The 21,639-nt window shown below is 57.6% G+C and carries 17 protein-coding genes; 10 read left to right on the top strand and 7 right to left on the bottom strand.

Annotated features, from left to right (window positions below; all coding sequences use genetic code 11):
* The first annotated feature begins 142 nt into the window (after positions 1–142).
* The 4 genes from EYC82_RS09690 to EYC82_RS09675 all read left to right on the top strand — a co-directional run bounded on the left by EYC82_RS09690 (position 143) and on the right by EYC82_RS09675 (position 8,621).
* Positions 143–1,822, top strand: coding sequence for a sulfatase-like hydrolase/transferase (locus EYC82_RS09690; protein WP_279249331.1), 1,680 nt, complete (start codon positions 143–145; stop codon positions 1,820–1,822).
* On the top strand, positions 1,806–3,743 hold the full coding sequence (locus EYC82_RS09685; RefSeq protein WP_279249330.1) for a DUF3604 domain-containing protein: 1,938 nt from the start codon (positions 1,806–1,808) through the stop codon (positions 3,741–3,743). The genes EYC82_RS09690 and EYC82_RS09685 overlap by 17 nt, the downstream gene beginning before the upstream one ends.
* Positions 3,744–3,860: 117 nt before the next feature.
* Positions 3,861–4,634: an SDR family NAD(P)-dependent oxidoreductase gene (locus EYC82_RS09680; RefSeq protein ID WP_279249329.1), complete on the top strand. Its 774-nt coding sequence runs from the start codon at positions 3,861–3,863 to the stop codon at positions 4,632–4,634.
* 72 nt (positions 4,635–4,706) lie between these two features.
* Complete coding sequence (locus EYC82_RS09675) at positions 4,707–8,621, top strand: PVC-type heme-binding CxxCH protein (protein WP_279249328.1); 3,915 nt, start codon at positions 4,707–4,709, stop codon at positions 8,619–8,621.
* Between the two features lie 15 nt (positions 8,622–8,636).
* Here EYC82_RS09675 and EYC82_RS09670 read toward each other — a convergent pair whose 3' ends face one another.
* The gene (locus tag EYC82_RS09670; RefSeq protein ID WP_279249327.1) at positions 8,637–8,996 is read right to left on the bottom strand and encodes a transmembrane 220 family protein; all 360 of its coding nucleotides are present in this window, start codon (positions 8,994–8,996) and stop codon (positions 8,637–8,639) included.
* 98 nt (positions 8,997–9,094) lie between these two features.
* Here EYC82_RS09670 and EYC82_RS09665 point away from each other — a divergent pair, with 98 nt between their 5' ends.
* Complete coding sequence (locus EYC82_RS09665) at positions 9,095–10,990, top strand: TonB-dependent receptor plug domain-containing protein (protein WP_279249326.1); 1,896 nt, start codon at positions 9,095–9,097, stop codon at positions 10,988–10,990.
* A 91-nt stretch (positions 10,991–11,081) separates the two neighbouring features.
* On the opposite strand, the gene EYC82_RS09660 is transcribed toward EYC82_RS09665, so the two are convergent.
* The 3 genes from EYC82_RS09660 to EYC82_RS09650 form a co-directional block, all read right to left on the bottom strand.
* Positions 11,082–11,846 carry a YdcF family protein gene (locus tag EYC82_RS09660; RefSeq protein WP_279249325.1) on the bottom strand — a complete coding sequence of 255 codons (765 nt, stop codon included), beginning with the start codon at positions 11,844–11,846 and terminating at the stop codon, positions 11,082–11,084.
* Between the two features lie 323 nt (positions 11,847–12,169).
* Positions 12,170–13,426 carry a cytochrome P450 gene (locus EYC82_RS09655; RefSeq protein ID WP_279249324.1) on the bottom strand — a complete coding sequence of 419 codons (1,257 nt, stop codon included), beginning with the start codon at positions 13,424–13,426 and terminating at the stop codon, positions 12,170–12,172.
* Positions 13,427–13,711: 285 nt separating this feature from the next.
* The gene (locus EYC82_RS09650) at positions 13,712–14,692 is read right to left on the bottom strand and encodes a ThuA domain-containing protein (protein ID WP_279249323.1); all 981 of its coding nucleotides are present in this window, start codon (positions 14,690–14,692) and stop codon (positions 13,712–13,714) included.
* 133 nt (positions 14,693–14,825) lie between these two features.
* Between EYC82_RS09650 and EYC82_RS09645 the strand changes: the two genes are divergently transcribed.
* The 5 genes from EYC82_RS09645 (at position 14,826) to EYC82_RS09625 (ending at position 20,292) form a co-directional block, all read left to right on the top strand.
* Positions 14,826–16,433 (top strand): class I adenylate-forming enzyme family protein, encoded by a 1,608-nt coding sequence (locus EYC82_RS09645; protein WP_279249322.1) that lies wholly within the window; start codon positions 14,826–14,828, stop codon positions 16,431–16,433.
* 443 nt (positions 16,434–16,876) lie between these two features.
* Positions 16,877–18,487 carry a sulfatase family protein gene (locus tag EYC82_RS09640; protein ID WP_279249321.1) on the top strand — a complete coding sequence of 537 codons (1,611 nt, stop codon included), beginning with the start codon at positions 16,877–16,879 and terminating at the stop codon, positions 18,485–18,487.
* Positions 18,488–18,536: 49 nt separating this feature from the next.
* Positions 18,537–19,043, top strand: coding sequence for a hypothetical protein (locus EYC82_RS09635; protein ID WP_279249320.1), 507 nt, complete (start codon positions 18,537–18,539; stop codon positions 19,041–19,043).
* Positions 19,040–19,726, top strand: a complete 687-nt coding sequence (locus EYC82_RS09630; protein WP_279249319.1) for a HupE/UreJ family protein — start codon at positions 19,040–19,042, stop codon at positions 19,724–19,726. The genes EYC82_RS09635 and EYC82_RS09630 overlap by 4 nt, the downstream gene beginning before the upstream one ends.
* The gene (locus EYC82_RS09625; protein ID WP_279249318.1) at positions 19,723–20,292 is read left to right on the top strand and encodes a hypothetical protein; all 570 of its coding nucleotides are present in this window, start codon (positions 19,723–19,725) and stop codon (positions 20,290–20,292) included. The genes EYC82_RS09630 and EYC82_RS09625 overlap by 4 nt, the downstream gene beginning before the upstream one ends.
* On the opposite strand, the gene EYC82_RS09620 is transcribed toward EYC82_RS09625, so the two are convergent.
* Genes EYC82_RS09620 through EYC82_RS09610 form a run of 3 tightly spaced genes read right to left on the bottom strand, consistent with a single transcriptional unit; the run spans position 20,283 to position 21,624 of the window.
* Positions 20,283–20,429, bottom strand: a complete 147-nt coding sequence (locus EYC82_RS09620; protein WP_279249317.1) for a hypothetical protein — start codon at positions 20,427–20,429, stop codon at positions 20,283–20,285. The genes EYC82_RS09625 and EYC82_RS09620 overlap by 10 nt on opposite strands.
* A gap of 9 nt (positions 20,430–20,438) precedes the next feature.
* Positions 20,439–21,023: a DUF6644 family protein gene (locus tag EYC82_RS09615; RefSeq protein WP_279249316.1), complete on the bottom strand. Its 585-nt coding sequence runs from the start codon at positions 21,021–21,023 to the stop codon at positions 20,439–20,441.
* A 25-nt stretch (positions 21,024–21,048) separates the two neighbouring features.
* The gene (locus tag EYC82_RS09610) at positions 21,049–21,624 is read right to left on the bottom strand and encodes a DUF6644 family protein (protein WP_279249315.1); all 576 of its coding nucleotides are present in this window, start codon (positions 21,622–21,624) and stop codon (positions 21,049–21,051) included.
* Between the last annotated feature and the right edge of the window lie 15 nt (positions 21,625–21,639).

The raw sequence follows: 21,639 nt of genomic DNA, 5'->3' as shown, positions 1-21,639 counted from the left end.
ATCGTCGAGTGCGGTATGCACTATATCAGGAAGCGGTTATCCGTAGTTTTGAAGAATTTCTGCGGTTGACTGGTTTGTGCGGTTTGTCGGTGGCTGTGTTTCCGATTGCAGGCGATATCGAAAATCTCTACATTGCACAGATATGGACGGCAGATATTTCAGGTTTTACCGGTGCCTTGCGCTGATCGTGCTGTTGCTGGCGTCGATCGTGCCGGTGCAGGCTCGGGATCATCCCAATATCCTGTTGCTGATGGCAGAGGACATGAGTGCCCGGGTTGGTGCATTCGGCGATCCGGTTGCCCATACTCCTCATCTGGACACTCTGGCGTCTGAGGGAGTGCGTTATACCCGCACCTTTACCACGGCCGGTGTCTGTGCGCCGAGTCGGGCTGCGCACATTCTGGGCATGCACCAGATAGCCACCGGCACGCAGCATATGCGCAGCAGCAGCCGTCCGGCCGGTGGGTATTTTTCGGTGCCACCAGCGGAGGTCAAAGCTTACCCCGAGTTGCTGCGCCGCGCGGGGTATTACACTTATACCGACGCCAAACTGGATTACCAGTTCAGCGGCGCGTTGTCCGGCAGCGGTCCGACTACAATCTGGAACAGGGAGGGGGCGCAGGCCGATGATTGGTCCAGACGGGCGAAAGGACAACCGTTTTTCGGCCTGATCAATTTTATGGTAACGCACGAGAGCGGCATATTTCGCCCGCTGGGCGATAGGCCCCAGAGCGCGATTCATTTCGCTATGCAACTGGCGCGCTGGTGGCAGCTTGAAGACCCTGTGCCCGAAATGGTGCAGGCTGCCGATGTGCAATTGCCGCCGTATTATCCCGACACGAACACAGTCCGCGACGACCTTGCCCGGCATTACAACAATATCGCCGCCATGGATCGTCAGGTGGGGGATATTCTCGCCCGTCTGGAAGCTGACGGACTTGCGGATTCTACGATTGTTATCTGGACCACCGATCACGGTGACGGATTGCCCCGTGCCAAGCGAGAGTTGTTTGATTCGGGCATTCACGTCCCCATGATTATTCGCTGGCCGAAAACCTATCGACCAGCGGGTGTGCTGCCTGGTCAAATCGAGTCTCGCATGATCAGTTTTATCGACCTCGCCCCCACCATCCTGACGCTGGCCGGCGCGGCGGTACCAGAATATGTGCAGGGGCGCAGTTTCTTGCCCGGTGCGGTCTCGCCGCGACAATATATTTTCGCCTCTCGCGATCGTATCGACGAGGTGGCGGATCGGCAACGGGCGGTGCGCGATGATCGGTATAAGTATATTCGCAGCTGGTACCCCAACCAGCCCGGCGGACATGCATTGGGATTTCGTGAGAATGTGGACATGGTTCGGGAGATGCGCACTATGTACCGCGAGGCCAATTTGAATGCGGTGCAGCGGCAGTGGTATGAGCCCCCGGGCGAGGAGCGCCTTTTTGATGTTCTGCAGGACCCTCATGAGACTCACGACCTGAGTGGCGACCCGGCCTATCGGGCGGTATTGCAACGCATGCGGGACGAGATGGATGACTGGCTATCGCGCACGGGTGACTCAAGTGATGAGCCCGAAGAGGTCATGGTGGCCCGGTTCCAGCCCGGTGGTGAGCGTGGTCGCACCCCATCGCCCTTGATTCAGTTATCCGACGGGTTGGTGACATTGCGCCCTGCGGGTCCCGGTCACTCTCTTGAGTATCGGTTGGACGATGGGCGCTGGCAGGTGTACCTTGCGCCCTTTGATGCCCCGGCGAAAGCCGCTCTGGAGGCCCGCGCCGTGCGCTATGGCTGGGAGGAAAGTGATTATGCCCGTTACCCCTGAAACTCCGGGTTGGAAGACACGTCTTGTCGCGGTGTGCGGTTTGTTGCTCTCTTCTGTGAGTTTGTCAGCCACCGACGCAGTCATCGAGCGTCAGTATTCCGAATCGAGAGAGCCCTGTGCCGAGTTCGCCCCCCTCAAGCGGCCATTTTTCGGCGACCTGCACGTTCATACACGCTATTCCCTTGATGCCAGCACGCAGGGCACGCGCACGACACCGTCGCAGGCCTATGGTTTTGCGCAGGGCGAGAGCGTTGGCATACAGCCCTGGAGCAAAGAGGGCGAACCGCTGCGATCATTGCAGCTGGCCCGTCCTCTGGATTTTGCGATGATTTCCGATCACGCGGAACTGATCGGCGAGGTGCATATGTGTAATACCCCTGGTGTTGAAGGCCATAACAGCTGGGAATGCCTGCTCTATCGCCATTGGCCGCGCGGGGCATATTACCTGTTTAACGCCACGGCAAGTCTCGGTGCAGCGCACCTCGGTTTGTGTGGAGCGGATGATGAGCTCTGTAAAAAAGCCTCACTCGTGCCCTGGAAAGACACTTTGCGCGCCGCGGAGCGGTATTACGATCGCAGTGCGGATTGTTCATTCACCACCTTTGTTGGATATGAATGGACAGGCCTGCAGCCCAGCAGCGGCGGCAATCTGCATCGTAACGTGGTGTTTCGCAACGCCACCGTGCCTGAGCTGCCTGTGAGCTACATCGACGCGCCGTCCGCTCGACAGTTGTGGGATGGCCTTGAAAGCGCCTGCAATGGAGCAGACGACGAGTGTGAGGCGCTGGTTATTCCGCATAATTCCAACATGAGTGCGGGCTATATGTTCAACGAGTTGGAAGACGATGGCGCGCCTATGGGTCTGGAGTATGCGAAGCTAAGAGCGCGCTATGAACCACTGGTGGAAATCATGCAGCACAAAGGCGCCTCTGAATGCTACTTCAAATCGGGCGTGACGCGCGATGAACTCTGTGCCTTTGAAAGCTTGTCGCAGGACAATATAGCGGGGTTTGATAATCCACCGCAGCCTGACACGGGGTTTGTTCGCCCGGCGCTCACCGCTGGCCTCGCGCTGGAGCAGCGTCTCGGTGTGAATCCCTATCACTTTGGCGTTATCGCCAGCACCGACACGCATTTGGGAACGCCGGGAGCCAGTCGGGAGGAGGCGTTTCTAGGCCACGGTGGTGCGGGAACGCCGGCGGGTGATTCCGTCCCACCGGGCCTGCCCGATAATGTGGAATTCAATCCGGGGGGTCTCGCTGTCGTGTGGGCGAGGGAGAACAGCCGTGATGCGCTGTTCGATGCCATGCAGCGCAGGGAAACCTATGCCACCAGTGGACCGCGGATTGTCAGTCGTTTCTTCGCGGGCTGGAACTTCCCGGCGCAGATGTGCGACTCCCCTAACCGGCTGCAGCTTGCCTACGATGAGGGTGTGCCCATGGGGTCGGATTTGCCGCCGGTTGCTGAGGGTGAACGCCCCTCTTTCCTGATTGCCGCGAGCCAGGAGAGACGAGAGCGAGGTGTCCCGGGCACTCCGCTGCAGCGCATACAGATCGTCAAGGGCTGGACAGATGAAGCGGGTGGTCGTCATGAAGCGGTCTACGAGGTGGCCGGCAATGCGCAGAACGGTGCCCGTGTTAATACCGCGACCTGTGAAACCAGTGGGCCGGGATATAACGAGCTCTGCAGCGTGTGGACTGACAGCGATTTCGATCCGTCCCGGCCGGCGTATTATTACTCACGCGTGGTGGAAAATCCGAGCTGCCGCTGGAGTCAGCGCCTGTGCAACACTGCGGGTGTAGATTGCGCCCGCCCGGAGACAGTCTCTGAGGGTTACGAGCCCTGCTGCGAGGCTAACCATCGTGCCATTGTGCAAGAGCGCGCGTGGTCGTCCCCTATCTGGTACCGTCCGAGTAGTTAGCTGCTGCACTGGACGCTCTGTTGAACTAGTGCCGGGAAAAGCGTCTGGTCGCCTTGGGAGAGGTGCATGAGCCGCTATACTGCCGCCTGATTATCATTCGATCGGGAGAAAGACAACATGTCTAATGGAGCAGAGACCGTGCTGATTACGGGTGGCGGCAGTGGTATGGGTCGCGAGGCTGCCCGGCGTTTTGCGGCGCAAGGGTTGACGGTGGCGTTACTTGATGTGAACAGCGAGGGTATGGCTGAAACCGCGGACTCATTTAGCAACATACATAGCTGGACGGTCGATATCACTGACTTTGATGCTGTATGCGCCGCGGTGCGAGAGGTGGAAAGCCAATGTGGTCCGATCTACCGACTGTACAACTGCGCAGCGATCATGCCCTTCGGCAAGCTGGTTGAGCAGGATAACGCTATTATCCACAAGCAGATGGCGATCAACTACGGTGGTCTGGTCAATATCACTCAGGCGGTTCTGCCCGGTATGCTGGAGAGGGGCAGGGGTGATTTTGTCAGCTTCGCGTCCATGGCCGGTATTATTCCGATGCTGTTGACCGGCGCCTACACGGCGACCAAGTTTGCTGTGCGCGCCTTTACCGAGACCTTGTATCACGAGCATCGCGACTCGGGCCTTCGCTTCGCCTGTGTTTGCCCGCCTGCGGTCGCGACCCCGCTGTTAAAGCAGGGTCGTGAAACGGCTTGGCCCAAAATGCTGGAAGACCAGAGCGAGCCCATTGCGCCGTCTGTTGTTATTGATGCTATCCAGTCCTGTCTGGATAAAGGCACGTTTTTTGTTTATCCCACGCGAAATGCGAAAATAGGAGCAATCATGCGCCGCTTGGCGCCGGGGCTGATTTGGAAGCAGGTACATCAGGTTGAGGGTTTTTAAGCGCCTCATGTATGACATGATAAACGTGTTGCGCCCTCCAAGTAATTACGGGGTGCGGTCGCCGGCGTTTCTATGAACAAGATTGTTGCTCTTATATTAGTGGCATTGGTCGGTGGTGGTTACTATCTGACTCAGTTGCAGCCGTCTTCTGAGCCGTTTCAGTTGGAGGAGGGCTACCGTTCCCTGTTTGATGGGGAATCGCTTGATGGCTGGCGGAGCGTCGGCGGCGGTGCTAGTTTCTCAGTCGATGGCGATGCTATCGTTGGTCGCAATGGCCCCGGCAAAAATACGTTCCTGCGCACACAAAAAACCTACCGTGACTTTTCCTTGCGCCTGCAGGTGCGATGGGAGGAGAAGGGTAATTCCGGCATTCAGTTTCGTTCGGCGCAGCGCAACGACAACGGACGCGTCTACGGCTACCAGTATGAACTCGATCCCTCACCGCGTTCCTGGACGGGCGGTATTTACGACGAGGCTCGCCGCGGCTGGTTGGCCAAGCCCGACGGAATAGCCGAGGTTCGCGGCGTATTGCGTGATGATGGCTGGAATGATGTCGAGATCGAGGCTCGTGGCGCGCACCTCAGGACCTGGATCAACGGCATACCCGTGTCCGATATTGTCGACGGTCTCAGTCCGGAAGGGTTTATCGCTCTGCAGGTACACGCGGGAAAACAGGGCGTCATTCGTTGGCGCCGAATCCGTATTCGCGAGCTGCCGCCGCAGCGTGTTGCCGGAACCAGTTTATTGTCCCGGCAGGAATGGCACGGGTTACCGTCCGCAGGGTTGGAGTTCAGCGACAGCAGTTTTGGCGGAAGCTCCGGTGAACGCGACAGCTTCATCGACTCTCGCCGTGAGTTTAGCGATGTGCTCATCCAGATGACGGTGCCCGCCTGTAACAACCCGACGATTATCCGTCTGCGCGATCACCGGGACAGGGGTGGCAAAAACGACAGCTATGTCGAAGTCAAAGTCTACCGCGACCGCGCCGAAGCCCGTCTGGTGACTGCCGCCGGTGAGCGTGTACTGGAGCCGGTGATGCTGCAACCGGCCGATCAGCATCGAGTCACCGGTGTAACGGCAGCGGACGCGGTCACTGTTACGATCGGCGAGGTCGATGTGATGCGTGTGGCCGATACCGGTTTGTCTGAACGCGGGCGTTTGCGTATTCAGCCTGCCCGTTGTGGTGCAAGGTTTGAAATAGGCGATTTCGCGTGGTTCGCGCTAGGGGACAAAAGCGCAGAGCCCCTGCCTTACGAGTCACTGGACAAGCGCCCTGCGCCTGTACTGAATCCAGCAGAGGCTTTGGCGGCTTTCCGCACTGCACCGGGCTTTGAGATCGAGCTGGTGGCAGCAGAGCCGCTCGTCGAGGAGCCGGTCGCCATGGCGTGGGACGAGTATGGTCGTCTCTATGTGGTGGAGCTGCGTGGCTACATGCGCGATGCTTACGGCAATGACAGCAATGCGCCGCTGGGCCGGGTTGTCAGGCTTGAAGATACAGACGGGGATGGCCGCATGGACAGCAGCGAGGTGTTCCTGGGCGGATTGGTCAATGCCCGTGCGGTGGCAGTTGTCAACGAGGGGGTGCTGGTGGCTGAGCCACCCCACCTGTGGTTATGTGAACTCCCCGACCGAGCATCATTGTGTGATAGGAAACGACGCGTAGGTGACTACGCAGTTGATGTTGAGAGCAATGTTGAACACATGGAGAATGGCCTCCTGCAGGGGTTGGACAACTGGCTGTATAACGCCAAATCCAATCGCGCCCTGCGCCTGGAAAGCGGTGAGTTATTAGAGCGTCGGGGTCCCAATCGGGGGCAGTGGGGTATTACCCGGGATGCCGTGGGACGCCTTCTGTATAACCATAATTCTACATGGCTACAGGCGGATTTATTTTCCGGGGAGGATCTGGTCCAGGTGGGTCGACTGCGCCCGCTGGAGGGACTTGGGGTGAACCTGACTAATCCGGCTCCCGTGCACTCAGTGAGGGTGAACCCGGGGGTAAATCGCGCCTACCTGCCCGATACCTTGCGAGCAGATGGCAGGCTTAATCAGGCGACAGGAGTCAGTGGGCTGGTGGCCTACCTAGGAGATCAGTTTCCCCGGCGCTACCACGGAGATGTCTTTGTCCCCGAGGTCGCGGGCAATGTCGTGGCACAGTTCGCAATGCGCGAGGAGGGTGTTGCGCTTACAGCGGAGCAACAGCTATACGCTGACCCGCTCTGGGGGCAGCGAGATTTTTTAGGATCTACTGATGAGCGTTTCAGGCCGGTAGATGCCTACAACGGCCCCGATGGTGCTCTTTATGTTATCGATATGTACCGGGGCATCGTGCAGGACGATCACTTTCTGACAGACGAGTTGCGCGAGCAAATTTTCGAGCGGCAACTGGACACCCCTATTGGTATGGGACGCATTTGGCGCATACGCCATAGCGAGGGTAAACCTGAGCGGACGTTCCCAAAGTTGGCGTTGGCGTCCACCGATGAACTCATTGGCGCGTTGTCCCACGACAATGGCTGGGTCCGCGATACCGCTCAGCGATTGTTGCTGATCCGGGAAGGCGATTACCGCACGGCGTTGGAAGCCGTGGCCCGGGGAGAGGAGACTCTGCCCGCCCTGCATGCTATCTGGACCTTGCAGGGCAGGAATGAATTGCAGCGCGATCTTGTACTGGAGTTGGCAGTCCAGGACGATGCTCATCGGCAGGTACAGGCGCTGCGTGCCGGCGCAGCACTGCTGTCCCCGGAAGATCTGCTGATCTTGCACGCGCAGCAGACTTTGGGGAGCGAAGCGGTAACGCTGCAACTGGCACTGGCCATGGGGCAGTTCGCGGACCGGGTCGATATACGGCAAGCCCTAACCGGGCTTGTTGCGAGTCACCTGACCAGCCCTTATGTCACCCAGGCTGTGGAGCGTGCGGTGTCGGGTCGTGAATTACACTTTTTAACGGAGTACCTGGCTCGGGAGCCGATGGCGGACGCCACGCGGGAAGAGCGGGTTGTTTTGAAGTTTCTGGCGGCTAACGCCTATCTCAGCTTGCGCGGTGACACGGCATCAAGCGCTGCAGCCAATCCGGCCCTGCTCGACCTGCTGACATTGGCTGCGTCACGAGAGAATGAGAACGCGTGGCAGCAAGTGGCCCTGCTGAGGGGCATGCAATGGGTGGCCCGCCGCAGTGGTTTTGTGCCCGCCCATCTGGCTGCCGCGCCCGCCATATTTACCGACGGTGAGATAAGCGGCGAGAGCCCGTTATGGGCAGCGCGCATGGCCGCTCGAGCCGCCTTCACCTGGCCAACCGATGAGTTGGCGCTGGGTATTACGCCGCTGAGCCCGGAGCAACTGGAGACTATGGCAGCGGGGAAGGCATTTTATCCGCGCTGTGGTGCTTGCCACGGGCTGTCCGGTGAGGGCGTTGCAGGTCTTGCGCCGCCACTCGCGGGTGCATCCTGGGTTACCGGCCCACCGGAGTGGTTGGGACGCATCATCCTGCAGGGTATGAGCGGCCCCGTTAATGTTGGTGGACAGTGGTTCGACGGGGTCATGCCCGCGCACGGGCAACGGCAGGAAATGGATGATAGTACACTGGCGGGGCTGATGACGTACCTGCGGCGCAGCTGGGGCAACCAAGCTGACCCGGTAAGTATGGTTGTGGCGAGCAGTATCCGTGCTGCCAGTGCAGGACGCGATGAGGCATGGACAGCCAGTGAACTGCGCGCGATACCCTTTGATCGTGGCTACGGGCTTTTCGTCGGTGAGTATGCGATTAGCTTCGCAACGCTCACTATCACTGAAGACAAAGACGGGCTTGTTATTTCGGTTCCATTGTACGGTAGTTCACTACTTAATCCGCTGTCTGAGACGCGTTTTAGTGCAGGAGAGGGCGGCGAACTGCTGGAGATCGAATTCGTTGCGGAGCCCGGAGGAGAGGTTAATAGCCTCATAATTCATCGAAAGGGCGATACCATCACAGCGTTTCGTGAATCCTGAAACTCCCGGGGTACATTAAGCGGTGATGCGTCGCAGCGCGATTATGCCGGACCACAGTGCGACAAGAAATAGTCCGCCTATTTCCCTCGCTTCCTCAACGGCCGTCGTTTGCATGCTGATCGAAGCAGCAACGTCTCGTGGGCTAACCTGGCCAATAATATTGGGCAACAGTGTTCCTATCCATAACAGACTGATGATGAAGAGCAGTCTGGGCAGCCACTCGGGAAGTCTCTTGCGCAGCCGGGCGGCACACATGGCAGCGGCGCTGAGGTAGAGCGCGACCCAAGGTAACGCGTCCGGGTCGTTATACTGCACCGCAGCGCACAGTAGGTAGATCACGAGGAAAAAAATGTTAGGCATCGTAACGGACAGCATGCAGTATCAACCTTGCGCGTAGCAAGCATGAAACGACCATTATACGTCATGGTTGTATGTCAAAGCAGAGGGGTTATTTTAATCACAAGGGGGCAGGTGTGAAAAGTTCAGGGGTACGTGGTTTCGCCGCATTTCTATTAGTGGGTGCCGCAAGTCTGGTTGATGGGCGCGAGAGCACACCGGTGGCGTTAGAGACTGTCGTGGTGACCGGAACCTATGCCCCGCGTTCTGCCATCACCAGCGACGTGTCGATATTGGACGACGCGCAGATCGCCGCACTTAACAAGACGAGCGTAGCCGATTTGCTCAAGACATTGCCGGGATTGTTGGTAGAGGAGCAAGGTAGTCCGGGTGGTCTCACGGCCGTATCTATCCGCGGAGGTGAATCCAACTTTACCCTGGTGTTGGTTGACGGTGTAGAGGTGAATGACCCCACAAACTCGCGTGGGGGTAGTTATGACTTCGCCAACCTCAACCCTGATATGGTCGAGCGTATCGAGGTTGTGCGCGGGGCTCAGTCGTCCATTTACGGGTCTGATGCACTGGCGGGTGTCATCAATATCATTACCCGTCGCCCGGGGCAGGGGCATAGTCAGCGATTTCATGCGGAGATAGGTGAGGACGATTACTATACCCTGGCCGCCAGTGCGCTGGGCTCGGTGGGTGATGTCAGTTACGCGGTGGAGCTGACTGATCGTGATGATGGCCAGCCGGTGCGCAACAGCAAGCGCGATCACGATAGTGCAAACCTGCGTGTCGGGTGGCGCCCCAGTGACGCTCATCAGTTGAGGATCGCTTATCGTTACCTGGATGGTGACCGGGAAACCTGGCCTGAGCAGAGCGGCGGCCCACGGTTTGCCACTGTGGATGCACAGGATAAAAGCGACTATACCCAGCAGGTATTTTCACTGGCATGGATCTACCAGGTCATGCCGAAGTGGCGCAGCGCTCTGCAAGCAAGCCGTTTTGATGCACAAGAAAAGTATTCCTCGCCCGGTATTGCACCCTACAGCGAAGTACCGCCCAACGCCGCTGATACTGACTTTATCCGTGACAAGCTCCAATGGGTGAACACGCTGGCGCTTCTCGAAGATGTTTCTATTAGTGCCGGCGCTGACTTTCGGCATGAGGACGGTGAAAGCGATGGCTATCTGGATTTTTTCGGTAATCGTATTGCGACAGATTTTGAACTCAACCGCGATACCTGGGGCGTGTTCAGCGGCGTGTCCGCCACGCCACGCGACTCGCTGTTGTTGCAGGCGAGCGTGCGTTATGACGAGCCGGATGACTTCGGCGGCGAGACCTCCTGGCAGGCCGGCGCTGCCTATTCACCGACGGATGCACTGACTTTTTCAGCCAACTGGGGGCAAGCGTTCAAGCTGCCCAGTTTTTACGCACTGGGGCATGGGCTGGTAGGCAATCCAACACTCGAGCCAGAGAAGGGTGAGAGCTGGGATGCCAGCGTGGCCTGGCAGGCTGGTAATACCCTGTCGCTGGAGGCGGGCTGGTTTAACAATGAGTTCAAGGACCTGGTGGACTTCGACGATGAGCTTTTTCGCAATGTAAATCGCAGTAAGGTGCACACCAGTGGCGCGGAGTTGCAGGCTACGTGGCAGCCGATGGTTGACGTTAGTTTGCGAGCCCAGGGAACGTATACCGACATCGACGTCAAAAACGAGAACACAAAGCTCACGGGCCGTCCCCGCTGGACGGCGAGTGTGGTGGGCAACTGGCAAATTAACGGCGCCTGGGGCGCGGTGTTTGAATACCGCTACTCGGGAGAGCAGTGGGCCGCTTCGCGCTATACCGGGGCAGAAGTCACGCAAGAACTGGACGACTACTATCGTCTCGACTGTGTCTTACGCTGGCAGCCGTCGCCCGACTGGGAGCTGCAGCTCTCTGCTGACAACGTGTTGGATGAGGATTATGAAACGGCGGTAGGTTTTCCTGCACCGGGTCGTAAATTCCGTTTCGGGGTGCGTTTCATACTCTGATTGTGCAGCGGCGGCTTGGTGCAATTCGTTCAGCTGCAGACGGGCTTGCTATAAACTTGATCTAACGCTCCAGCACTTACGCATTGTCCGGCTATAGCCAGCCGCGCATGCGATAAACCTCGTACCCCACGAATTCATGCAGCGCCTCGGTTGTGCGAGACAGATTCTTTACGCCTGGAATGCCCGCGGGCAGTGTGGAGGCGATAATAACCTGCTGGTAGTCGGTGGGCGCGGGTATCACGTCCAGACCCTGGCGCTTAAACAGCGCATCCGCCCTACGCATATGAAATGCCGAACTGACCAGCAGTATGCGTTGCATGTCCCGCTGCTTCAGGATGGCGGCACTGTTTAGTGCGTTGTCGTGTGTATTTTTACTCTCTTCTTCCAGTATGAGCGCACTTGGGGGAACACCCATGACCGCCAATACGTCCTGCATCAGGCGTGCCTCAGATCGTGCTCCGGGTGCGGACCCCCCAGTGAGCAGTATGTAGTCTGCCTTGCCCGCCTTGTAGAGGGCAACTGCATGTACCAGGCGATCGGCGTACTGGTTGAGGTCGGGTAGTATGCCCATCGCGGAATCGCCACGCAGCGCGCCACCCAGAAGGACAATAGCGTCTGCCCGCGGAATCTCTGACAGGGGCTGCGAGGGGTAATTTTCCTCCAGCTTGCCTATCAGCAGGTAGGAAAAGCTGGCGGTCGAGCACACGTAGAGCCAAAGCAGCGCTCCAAATACAGTGGTTGCCCCCGTTCGTCTCAAACCGAGCCGCCACACCAGCATTCCCAGAAAGCCCAGCATGAGACAAAGAGAAAGGGGGTAGACCAGCAGGCTGGATAATGAGAGTAGAGTCGAAAGCATGTGGTCTCCCTGGCTGGCAGCTATCGTTTTCGTCGCGGTTTATCACACGGGCCGAGCAGCTTTTTCCTGGTGAACCAGAAGTGTAACGTACTTGGGAAAATCGATTGCAGCTATTTACAGCGGCTCTCCACTCGAACCAACCATGATCAATGGCTTTATCGGCAGAGTGGTTACGTTGAAAATGTCCTGGATCAACTGTCCTCGGTCGATTTTTTCGAATGGACGGGGGAGCATCCATTCCACAAAACGCGGCAGTGGCGCACAGAACACTGTAAGCCCCGCGCAATCATACGCCGGCAGGAGATGGCTGCCGCAGAGTGATGTTACTTTTCGAAAACAACCGGTAGGCGCTCAAGACCGCGCAGTAGAATGTTGGGCATGTACTCCAATTCCGAAGGGTCGCCTGCCAGCCGCATGCCCTTGGTGCCTGCGAAGATCTTCTCCCAGGACGCGATCATTTCGAGACGCGACAGGTGCTGCCCGATGCACACATGCGTGCCAAAACCGAAGGCGATATGCCGTTTGGCGTTGCCTCGGGTAACGTCGAATTCCATAGGTTGTTCGAACATGTTTTCGTCGTGGTTGGAGGAAAAGTATTTTAACAGCACCATGCTGCCGGCGGGTATTTCTACACCGCCCATGGTGTGGTCCTTCTTGGTCATGCGCCACATATTGGATGTGGGTGACGCGAGGCGCAGGGTCTCCTCCACCAGGTTGGGGATAAGGGAAGGATCACTGCGTACCGCGGCCTCTTGTTCCGGGTTGAGGCACAGCTGGCGAATACCTTCAGCCAGAGTTGCGGTGGTCGTTTCGTTGCCCGCTACGAGGAACTGAGTGCAGTGGCCCAGTTGCTCTTCGATAGTCATCGGACGGCCTTCAACCTCGGCGTGGGCAATGAGGCTGAGGAGGTCATCACGCGGGTTGGCGCGCCTGTCGTCCAGCGCGGTGACAAACCAGTCGTATTCTTCCTTCACCGCCGCGTGGGCTGCGAGTAGCGCTTGTTTGTCGGCCACCAGTGACAGCACGTTCACATTGGCTACGGTCCACTTAAACGTGAGGTCTATCATGTCCAGCGGGATACCGAGAACGTGCATGATTACCGATAGAGGCAGTGGTCGGGAGAAGCGCTCGATAAAACAAAACTCCTCGCCCGAGGGCAGGTCTGCGACCATGCGTTCTGCCAGGTCATTGGTCCAGTCCTTGTAGTGCTGCAGATTTTTCGCCAGAAAGAAATCCCGCACCGTGTTGCGATACATCTCGTGGTCCGGGTCGTCGACGGTCAATAAAGTGCCCTTGCCGAGGTCGTAGGTGTTCTTCATTGCGGCTACAACATCGTCATCCAGCTTTCCTGCGGCACCCAGAGCGAGGGTGAACTCGTTGGAAAAGACTTCATCGTTTTTGTGTGCCTGGCGAACCAGGTCGTAGGTAGAAATGATGAAAACTCCGGACTCGGGGTCCTGATAGACCGGAACCTCGTCACGCAGCGTCTTGTCGTAATGGTAGGGGCACTTGAGGGTGTTGGTGTCGAATAGGGCCATGTCCGCGAGTGGACGTTTGTCGTTAGCTGTGGGTGCGGTCACGGGTTATCCCTCGCGGTCGAATGAGAGTGGATTGAAAGTATGGTGGTAATAAATAAAACAGTCAAGCCTGATTTTATTTATTTCTGGCAGGCTAAAGCCGGTGTCTCTCCCTGGGCCGCGGCAAATGAAGCCTACTCCCCGTTAGTACTCAGCCTCAGGCTGACGGCGCGGCCGCGGCGAATGTGCGGATATTGCGTCATTAGCGCAGTGTCAGGTCAGCGAGCACGAGGCTGGCATCGGCCCGAACATCGCTTACACCGATCTATCAGCTGACAATAACCGTGATTACGGTGTGCAGCGTTGGATGAGCGTGCTCGTGGAGGGAAGCTTCGATTCGCAGGCGGTTTTGCAGGCCGCTGTTTCTGCCCCCCACTCAAGGGGATTGAGGATGCAGCTGAGGTAGCAGGGTCCAGCTGCGATGACGAGTTCCCGATAGGCGCAGGCCAGCCCCTCTTCACCGAGAAACTTGACACCCCTGGGTGCGGAGAAAGTTTCAAAAATATCCATGCCGGCAGGGTCGCCTTCCATGCCCGGTGTGGGTTTCCCATCGGGTGATAAATTGCCGGTGACGTGTAGCAGCGCGCTGGCCAGCAACCGCTGGAAATGAGGATTCTTTATGGTCTCTTCGCTGTGGCCCAGCGTGGTGCTAAATACAGGGGTGCCCCCAGGGCGGGCAAGCCAGGCGGTAACCTGCGGCTGTCCATCCAGTCCCGTTGCCGTCAGCAGGGCCTCGCCCTCAAATGCCAGGTTGGAATAGAGTTCATCGTGAGACAACACCCAGTTGTCCGGAATGTCTGTGAGCACTGGGTGCTCTCGGGCTTTTGTCAGTGTAAGGGTTCCCAATGGTTCGTGGGCGACCGTCTGCAGCCCCGACATGGTCCACCACAGGTCCGTATTACGGAACGAGTGCATGGTGCAGTGGATCAGCAGTGCGGGTACACCGAGCTGTTCGGTTTGCCTGCGCATGTTGGCAATCAGTTTGGCATCCTGATTGTCAGCGAGGCACAGGTTGTAAATCAGTACATCGTAGCCGGCGGAGTAGTCGGTATTTTTCCAGCGATCCAGTTCGGCGAGGGAAACATCAAAGCGTATATTGGCCTGCTCGGAGATACGATGAGCCAAAATCCATGTCTGTTTTTGATAGTCGTGGTACACGCCTGGCGTAGTGAGAATCAATGCGTTCAGCGGATCGACCGCGATAGCGAACGGGGGGTGGGTCAGCAGGGCCAGGCACAAAAAAAGACCAGGGAGGGAAAATCGCTGCATCGAATCTCCAGGTTGTCGATTATGTCGGACGGCTTCTGCTGAACAGGGTAGCATGCCAGGGAGGTTGGGCACTATTGTGACTGCCTCCAGACACCACGATACAGTGGTCGTGTCGATTTCTGTGGGGATGATAATGAGCAAATCTGTTATGAGCGGCAGAGTAGAGGTGCCATTCGACGAGGCTGCTTCTCTGCCGGCGCTGCTACTTGAGCTGCGCGTCTCGCAGCCCGATTGCGTCGCCCTGATGGAGGGTGAGCGGATAGTGACCTGGGGTGAGTCGATAGACCGCATCTACCGTATGGCCAACGGGCTGAGAGCGTTGGGTGTTAGCCGCGGCGACCGGGTTGCCATGTTGTCGCGCAACAGCATTGCTTACTCCGAAATGTTCGCCGCCACGCTTGTGGTCGGCGCCTGTGCGGTGCCTTTGCAATCCATGATCACTGCTCGGAGCCTGCTCATGATGTTGCGTGACTGCAGTGCAAAGGTGCTCGTTTTATCGCAGGAGATGCTGGCGTTGTCCGGTGAATTTCTTGCACAACAGACACAAATATTGCCGGGCGGTTTGATAGGGTTCGATTTTTGCGACGCGCAGTTCCAGTTGCTGGACAGCTGGCAGTCCTCCCACGCTTCGATAGCGCCGGGCGTGATGCTATCCGGCGACGACGAATTCAACATTATTTACAGTTCGGGGACCACGGGCGTGCCCAAGGGGATCGTCCATAGTCACCGCACTCGGCAGTCGCTCGGAGCCGGATTGATGGCATTGGGGTTGGGGCCTGAAGCGATTACCCTGGTTTCGACACCGTTGTATTCCAACACCACGATTACTACCTGGTGGCCGACGCTGTGTGGCGGGGGGACGCTTGTCATTATGCCGAAGTTCAACGCGGAGGGCGCGTTGGATTTGATTCAGCGCCACCGTGTCACCCATGCCATGCTGGTGCCGGTACAGTACGACCGCATCGTGCGAGTACAGAACTTTGATGACTACGATCTCTCCAGTCTGCAGCTCACCTTCAGCACCAGCGCTCCGTTGCGTGCAGCTCTGAAGCGCGAAGTCATTGACCGACTCCCCAGTGAGCTGATCGAGTTTTACGGTCTGACCGAGGGCGGTGTCGGAACGCTTTTGGTTGGGAGCGTCGCTCGCGAACAGGACAAGCTGGATTCTGTTGGCCCCGCTATACCGGGTTCTATTCTCAAGGTAATTAGCGAGCAGGGCGATGAACTGCCGGTGGGAGAGATCGGGGAGATCGTCGGGCGCTCGGCCAGTATGAGTGAGGGTTATCACAACCGCGCAGAGGCTAACGAGGATATGCTTTGGCGAGATAGCGAAGGCCTGCTCTACTACAAGAGCGGAGATGTAGGGCATTTTGACGAAGAGGGCTGGTTGTTTCTGTCAGACAGGCGCAAGGACATGATTATTTCCGGCGGCTTCAATATTTATGCGACTGACCTCGAGCTGGTGTTGCTCGAGTCTCCTGCTGTGCATGAAGTGGCGGTTGTTGCCCTGCCGAGTAGGGCTTGGGGAGAGACGCCATTGGCGATCGTGGTGGTCGAGCAGGGGGCGCATGTCTCAGAGTGTTCGCTCAAGGAGTGGGCGAACGAAAGGCTGGGAAAAGCCCAGCGTATTGCGCGCGTGGTGATTGTCGATGATCTGCCGAAAAGCTCTATTGGAAAAGTCCTGAAGCGTGAGCTGAGAGAACAGTATGCTCACCTGTCTGATCACATCGCGTCGCGCTGAGGCAAAACCTGCTTTCGTCGTTTTCATGGCCCCCTTCCACTAGACGGGCGTCTGACAGGGTCTGGATTTGAGTTTGTCCCGTCTGTTTGGGGAGTGCTGGTAAGGGCTTTGTCTTTCGCTTAAGCTGCAGGCGGCGGCGCAGAAATTTTGCGCCCTAAAAAAGTAAAGTATCCGATAGAACGTCGCAAGTGTTCACGGAGGTTTGATCGCGGCGTCACAGTAGGTAAGTAGTGCAATGCATGTGGTGCAGAGGTGCCTCAACCGAGCACCTGATACTGCGGTCACGTTCCATTCAGTTGCCTGAACAGGTGCTGCAGCGGTGAGGGGAAACAATCTGAAAATGGAAGTTTCACAATATGTCTGTCGAGGTGAGTTGATACTGTATGAGCTGCAAGCCGGTGTGAGCGCAGTTTGCCCCACGATTGAACGCCACGATTGAGATAATGGCCCACACCTTCAAAAATCCGACGCGCAGGGTCTCTGCTGGCCTTATGGCCGCATGCCTGATCCTACTCGCTAATAATCTCTGCGCCGCAGCGCTGCCTAATATTCTGCTGATTACCGTCGATGATATGAGTGCGGACTCGGTCGGTGCTTTCGGGTCTTCCGTAGCGGACACAACGCCGCATATTGATCAGCTCGCCGCCGAGGGGTTGCGCTTCACGCAAGCGCACGTTCAGGTGGCCAACTGTATGCCCTCGCGCAATGTGATGTGGTCGGGGCGCTATCCGCATACTAGCCGCGTGGAGGGCTTCTATCACATATGGGACGCTGACTATCCGACCTTGTCTAGCCTGTTTCATAAGGCCGGATATTTCACGGCGATTCGTGGCAAGGTGAGGAACTCCACACCCTACGTCCCCTATCGCTGGGACAAAGTGTTGGATGCGACGCATCACCGTAAAAATCCTGCCTCTTATGGTGTGTCTACTCTGGAGGGTATCCGCGCAGCCCGTGCTGCGAAGAAACCCTTTGTATTGCTGATCAACATCTCCGACCCCCACGTGCCTTTTTATGGATTGGACAAACACGGCAGTCCCATTATGGATGGGTTTGTGCCCTCGCGAGTCTATCGCCCTGAGGAGGTAGCGGTGCCGGGCTTCCTCATCGACGATCCGGCTGTGCGAGAGGAGCTGGCACATTACTACTCGTCGGTGCGTCGGGCCGACGACGCGGTGGGGTATGTGCTCAACGCACTCGAGGAAAGCGGGGAGGCGGAGTCGACCCTTGTGATGTTTATCTCCGATCATGGTATGCCGTTTCCTTTTGCCAAGACACAGTTGTATCACCAGAGCACCCGCACGCCGCTGGTATTTCGTTGGCCGGGCAAGATCGCGCCGGGTCAGGTAGATACGAAGCACATGGTTTCAGCCGTGGATATTCTGCCCTCACTCCTTGATGCCGCCGATATAGACCTGCCTGCCGGATTGCAGGGCCGCTCATTCCTGCCCTTGCTGGAAGGGGGTGAGCAGACGGGCTGGAACTATGTCATCAAGGAATACAACGAAAACTCTGTCGGGCAGCGTGCGCCGATGCGAGCAATTCAGGATGCGCGTTATCTCTATATTTTTAATCCGTGGTCGGATGGCAAGCGAAAGATGTCCTCAGCAACCAGAAATACACAGACCTACAAACGCATGCTGCAGCTGTCGACCGGGGTCGAAGAGTTGGCGGACAGAATCCATCTACTGCAGTACCGGGTAACGGAAGAACTCTACGATGTGCAGGTGGACCCTGATTGTCTGGTGAACCTGATCGCAGACCCGGATTATGCGATTGAGGTAAAGCGCTTGCGCGGTGCACTGGCGGCATGGATGCGAGATACCGATGATCCAGTCCTGACCGCGCTCCTGCACCGTGATGACCCACAGTTTCTCGCGCGCTTTATGTCGGGGGTGGATGAAGCGCGTTCCGAGATGATTGAGGAGCGCAAGGCAGACCGGCAGCGGGTGTTGGCAGAGGCGATAGGTCGGGCGCTTTTGAAGAAGCAGGCGGCCTCAGGTCAGGCACCGCCGGAGGCAGGGCAATCCTCCTCCGAGTCGGGGCTGCCTTGACAGGCAGGGGTGGAGTATCGATCGACAATCGTATAACAGGATACAGGCGATGGCTTTGACGAGACTAAAGGATAGAGCAAACAGACACAGGCAGCGACGCTGGAGTCTGTTGTGCCTGATCCTGTTGCTGGGAGCCTGTGATAATCCACGGGGCTTGCAGGCGACCGACCCACCTTACCGCCCCGTGGCGAATCCCCAGCAGCTGATGCAATGGATACTGGATCCAGCGGCCGATGTGATTTGGGACTCCGCCGGCACGATTATCACTGCTGAGGGCCGCCAGGAACTGGCCCCGACGACGAGTGCGGGCTGGGAATCAGTGTCTGCCGCGGCTATAACGTTGAGTGAAGCAGGCAACCTGCTGATGTTACCCGGGCGATCCATGGGGAATGACTGGCAGGAGTATGCGCAGGCGTTAGTGAGCGCTGGCGAGCAGGCCTTCAAGGCCAGTGAGTCGCGGGACGCGGACGGCCTGTTTGATGCGGGCGGCCAGATATTCCAGGTCTGTAAGGCCTGTCACGCGCAGTATTGGATCAGGGAGGGTGACGGGCGGTGACGACGGGGCGACAGGTGACGGTGGTCTGTTGCCTGCTGCTACTGTGGACCGCCGGTGTTGCGGCCCACGACCTGTCCGCGGCTAACAACGCCTTTGTGCGGGGCCTTGAGGGTCCTGCTGCGGTGCCGTTTCTTTACCTTGGTGCAAAGCATATGTTCACCGGGGTCGATCATTTATTGTTCTTGCTGGGTATCATCTTTTTCCTCTATCGCCCACGGGACATCGTTCTTTACATTACGTTGTTTACCGTTGGCCATAGCCTGACACTGATGCTGGGCGTATGGGCGGACTGGCAGGTGAACGAGCATCTGGTCGATGCCATTATCGGCCTGTCGGTAGTGTACAAGGCGTTTGAAAATATGGGTGGGTTCCGTGATGTTCTCGGTATCGAGCCGGACCCCCGAATCGCTGTATTCGTATTTGGTCTCTGCCACGGTCTGGGCCTGGCCACGAAACTACAGAACACCATTCATACGGGTAACGGCATGTTGGTTAATCTGCTCAGCTTTAATGCAGGAGTGGAACTGGGACAGGTGGCGGCTCTCGTGCTGATACTGCTGTTACTGCTGCGCTGGCGCGGCACGCGGCTATTCCATCAGCAGGCCTTTGTTCTGAACACAGTGGTCATGTGTGCGGGCTTCCTGCTCGCCGGAAATCAACTCGCGGGGTACCTGCTGACGTGAGCGTATCACGCGACAGGCGTCGCATACTGAATGCCAGTATTAGCGCACTGCTCGTAGCAGTTGTGTTGTTGATTGCCCTCGTGCTGCCCGCAGAGTACGGCTGGGATCCGCTGGGCAGTGGAGCCGCTCTGGGACTCGTGGGCATGGCGGATAACGGCAGTGATTCGCTGCGATTGCAGTCCCGGCCCTGGCGCACTGATCGCATTGTATTTGAATTACAGCCGTTTGAAGCGGTGGAGTATAAATACCGTCTGACGGCTGGCGCGACTCTGTTGTTTCACTGGCAGGCAGGCGATGACGTGGTCTACGACATGCACGCGGAGCCTGATGGCTCGGTGCCCGGCTATTCAGAAAGTTTTGCCAGCGGCCGGCTGCGTGTCTCAGGTGGACGTTACTCTGCACCGTTTGACGGTGTGCACGGCTGGTACTGGCAGAACCGTGGCGCTGGTGCGGTCGAAGTGACGCTGGAGACGGCGGGCTTTTACACCGGTGCTATTGAGTACCGTGATGATCGCGAATTTCACTACGAGACTACGGTGAGACCGAAGACATCGGCTCAGCCGTAGGCCAGCGCCAGCATTTCCCGCACGGCTTGTATCTGAATGATCCAGTACAGTGCAAAGCCACCGATGACGGCGGCACTCGCCAGCAGGGCGGCCCATTGTGTGTCTTTGTTGCTTCGCATGGATGGAGGTTCTTTCATCGGTCATCCCTAGCCTGAAAAACCGATCCAGCGACCGGTGGCTGCCACGGTGAACCACAGCATCAGTGACGCCACTGCTACCAGTTTTATAATTCGGGGATGAATAGTGTCCAGGCCCTGGCGCAGCAGTGGGCGGCGGATCCCATAGACGAAGGCGACGCCTGCGGACAGTGCCAGCATCTTGTACCAGAATACATTGAGATAATAGACCTTGATAGCCACGCCGCAGGCCATGAAGATGCCGGTGGCGACCGTCAAAACCAGCGCCCAGACAAACAGCCGGTGGCATTGGTCCTGCACCGCCGACGCAGATGAATCGGTAAGCAGCAGGCCGAGTAGGCGGCCGTCAGCAACCAGCACACTGCCGCCCAGCAGGGCCATGCCAAGCAAGTGAATTGCCTGCACGGTGGCAAAGGCTGCACCCCAGGTCTGTCCGATGACACCGAAGACGGTGCCCTCCATCCACTCAAATACGGGCAGCAGGGCGGACCACCAGGCCAACCGGGTCTCGCCCAGTGCAAGCCACAGGCCCACACCCAGCAGCGCAATGACTGCGACCGTTCGTGGGTAGTAGTACTTCGCCACGGCGCTCATCGTGTCGGTCTCCCTTTTGCGTGTCTTAAAATTGCGCCTGATCAATGAGGCAGCCCGCCACGCTGGCAATGGGCTCGATGGGTGAGGTTCTGCAATCGAACCAGTCGTAGGCGATGAGGCGTCCGCAGATCACGATCAGCGCCCAAAATAACAGGGACAATCCTGCCCCCCATCGCAGTGGGCGTGGTGCTTTTCGCATCGTATCCCAATCTGTGCCCGCCGCCCTCATACGGCGATGAAACAGCCACGCGTTAATGGCTGCGGCGATTAGCAGTACGATCTTGATGCGGAACCACAGGCTCTGGGAGGTGCGCACGGGAATGGCATAAAACAGCATCAGGCCTGTAACGATCATGACACCAAAACCCACCAACATGGGCAGACTCAGCCGTTGGGCAAGTGTCGACGCGGCAATGTCGGGCAGTGCCAGCCCCAGCATTCTCAAGTCGATCAGGAACAGCATGCCAAGGCTGATCATCAGTGCCAGTACGTGCGTGCTTTCTATCCAGTTGTACATGTAGAAGGATTCGTGCAGGGCTGTACTTTGGCTGTGCGTATCCAGCCACACAGCAAAATCATAGATCATCTGATTGACTGACATACTTTTGACGAGTGT

The sequence above is a fragment of the Candidatus Marimicrobium litorale genome, assembly GCF_026262645.1.
GTDB lineage: Bacteria > Pseudomonadota > Gammaproteobacteria > Pseudomonadales > Halieaceae > Marimicrobium > Marimicrobium litorale.
Note: the sequence above shows the minus strand (reverse complement) of the source record. Positions and strands in the feature narration are given on the sequence as shown.

What these genes read in the sequence shown, in the direction of transcription:
- EYC82_RS09640 (WP_279249321.1), top strand. Translation starts at nt 16,877, where the DNA reads ATGGCCCACACCTTCAAAAATCCGACGCGCAGGGTCTCTGCTGGCCTT.
- EYC82_RS09685 (WP_279249330.1), top strand. Translation starts at nt 1,806, where the DNA reads ATGCCCGTTACCCCTGAAACTCCGGGTTGGAAGACACGTCTTGTCGCG.
- EYC82_RS09615 (WP_279249316.1), bottom strand. Translation starts at nt 21,023, where the DNA reads ATGAGCGCCGTGGCGAAGTACTACTACCCACGAACGGTCGCAGTCATT.
- EYC82_RS09680 (WP_279249329.1), top strand. Translation starts at nt 3,861, where the DNA reads ATGTCTAATGGAGCAGAGACCGTGCTGATTACGGGTGGCGGCAGTGGT.
- EYC82_RS09645 (WP_279249322.1), top strand. Translation starts at nt 14,826, where the DNA reads ATGAGCAAATCTGTTATGAGCGGCAGAGTAGAGGTGCCATTCGACGAG.
- EYC82_RS09650 (WP_279249323.1), bottom strand. Translation starts at nt 14,692, where the DNA reads ATGCAGCGATTTTCCCTCCCTGGTCTTTTTTTGTGCCTGGCCCTGCTG.
- EYC82_RS09675 (WP_279249328.1), top strand. Translation starts at nt 4,707, where the DNA reads ATGAACAAGATTGTTGCTCTTATATTAGTGGCATTGGTCGGTGGTGGT.
- EYC82_RS09635 (WP_279249320.1), top strand. Translation starts at nt 18,537, where the DNA reads ATGGCTTTGACGAGACTAAAGGATAGAGCAAACAGACACAGGCAGCGA.
- EYC82_RS09660 (WP_279249325.1), bottom strand. Translation starts at nt 11,846, where the DNA reads ATGCTTTCGACTCTACTCTCATTATCCAGCCTGCTGGTCTACCCCCTT.
- EYC82_RS09670 (WP_279249327.1), bottom strand. Translation starts at nt 8,996, where the DNA reads ATGCTGTCCGTTACGATGCCTAACATTTTTTTCCTCGTGATCTACCTA.
- EYC82_RS09620 (WP_279249317.1), bottom strand. Translation starts at nt 20,429, where the DNA reads ATGAAAGAACCTCCATCCATGCGAAGCAACAAAGACACACAATGGGCC.
- EYC82_RS09610 (WP_279249315.1), bottom strand. Translation starts at nt 21,624, where the DNA reads ATGTCAGTCAATCAGATGATCTATGATTTTGCTGTGTGGCTGGATACG.
- EYC82_RS09690 (WP_279249331.1), top strand. Translation starts at nt 143, where the DNA reads ATGGACGGCAGATATTTCAGGTTTTACCGGTGCCTTGCGCTGATCGTG.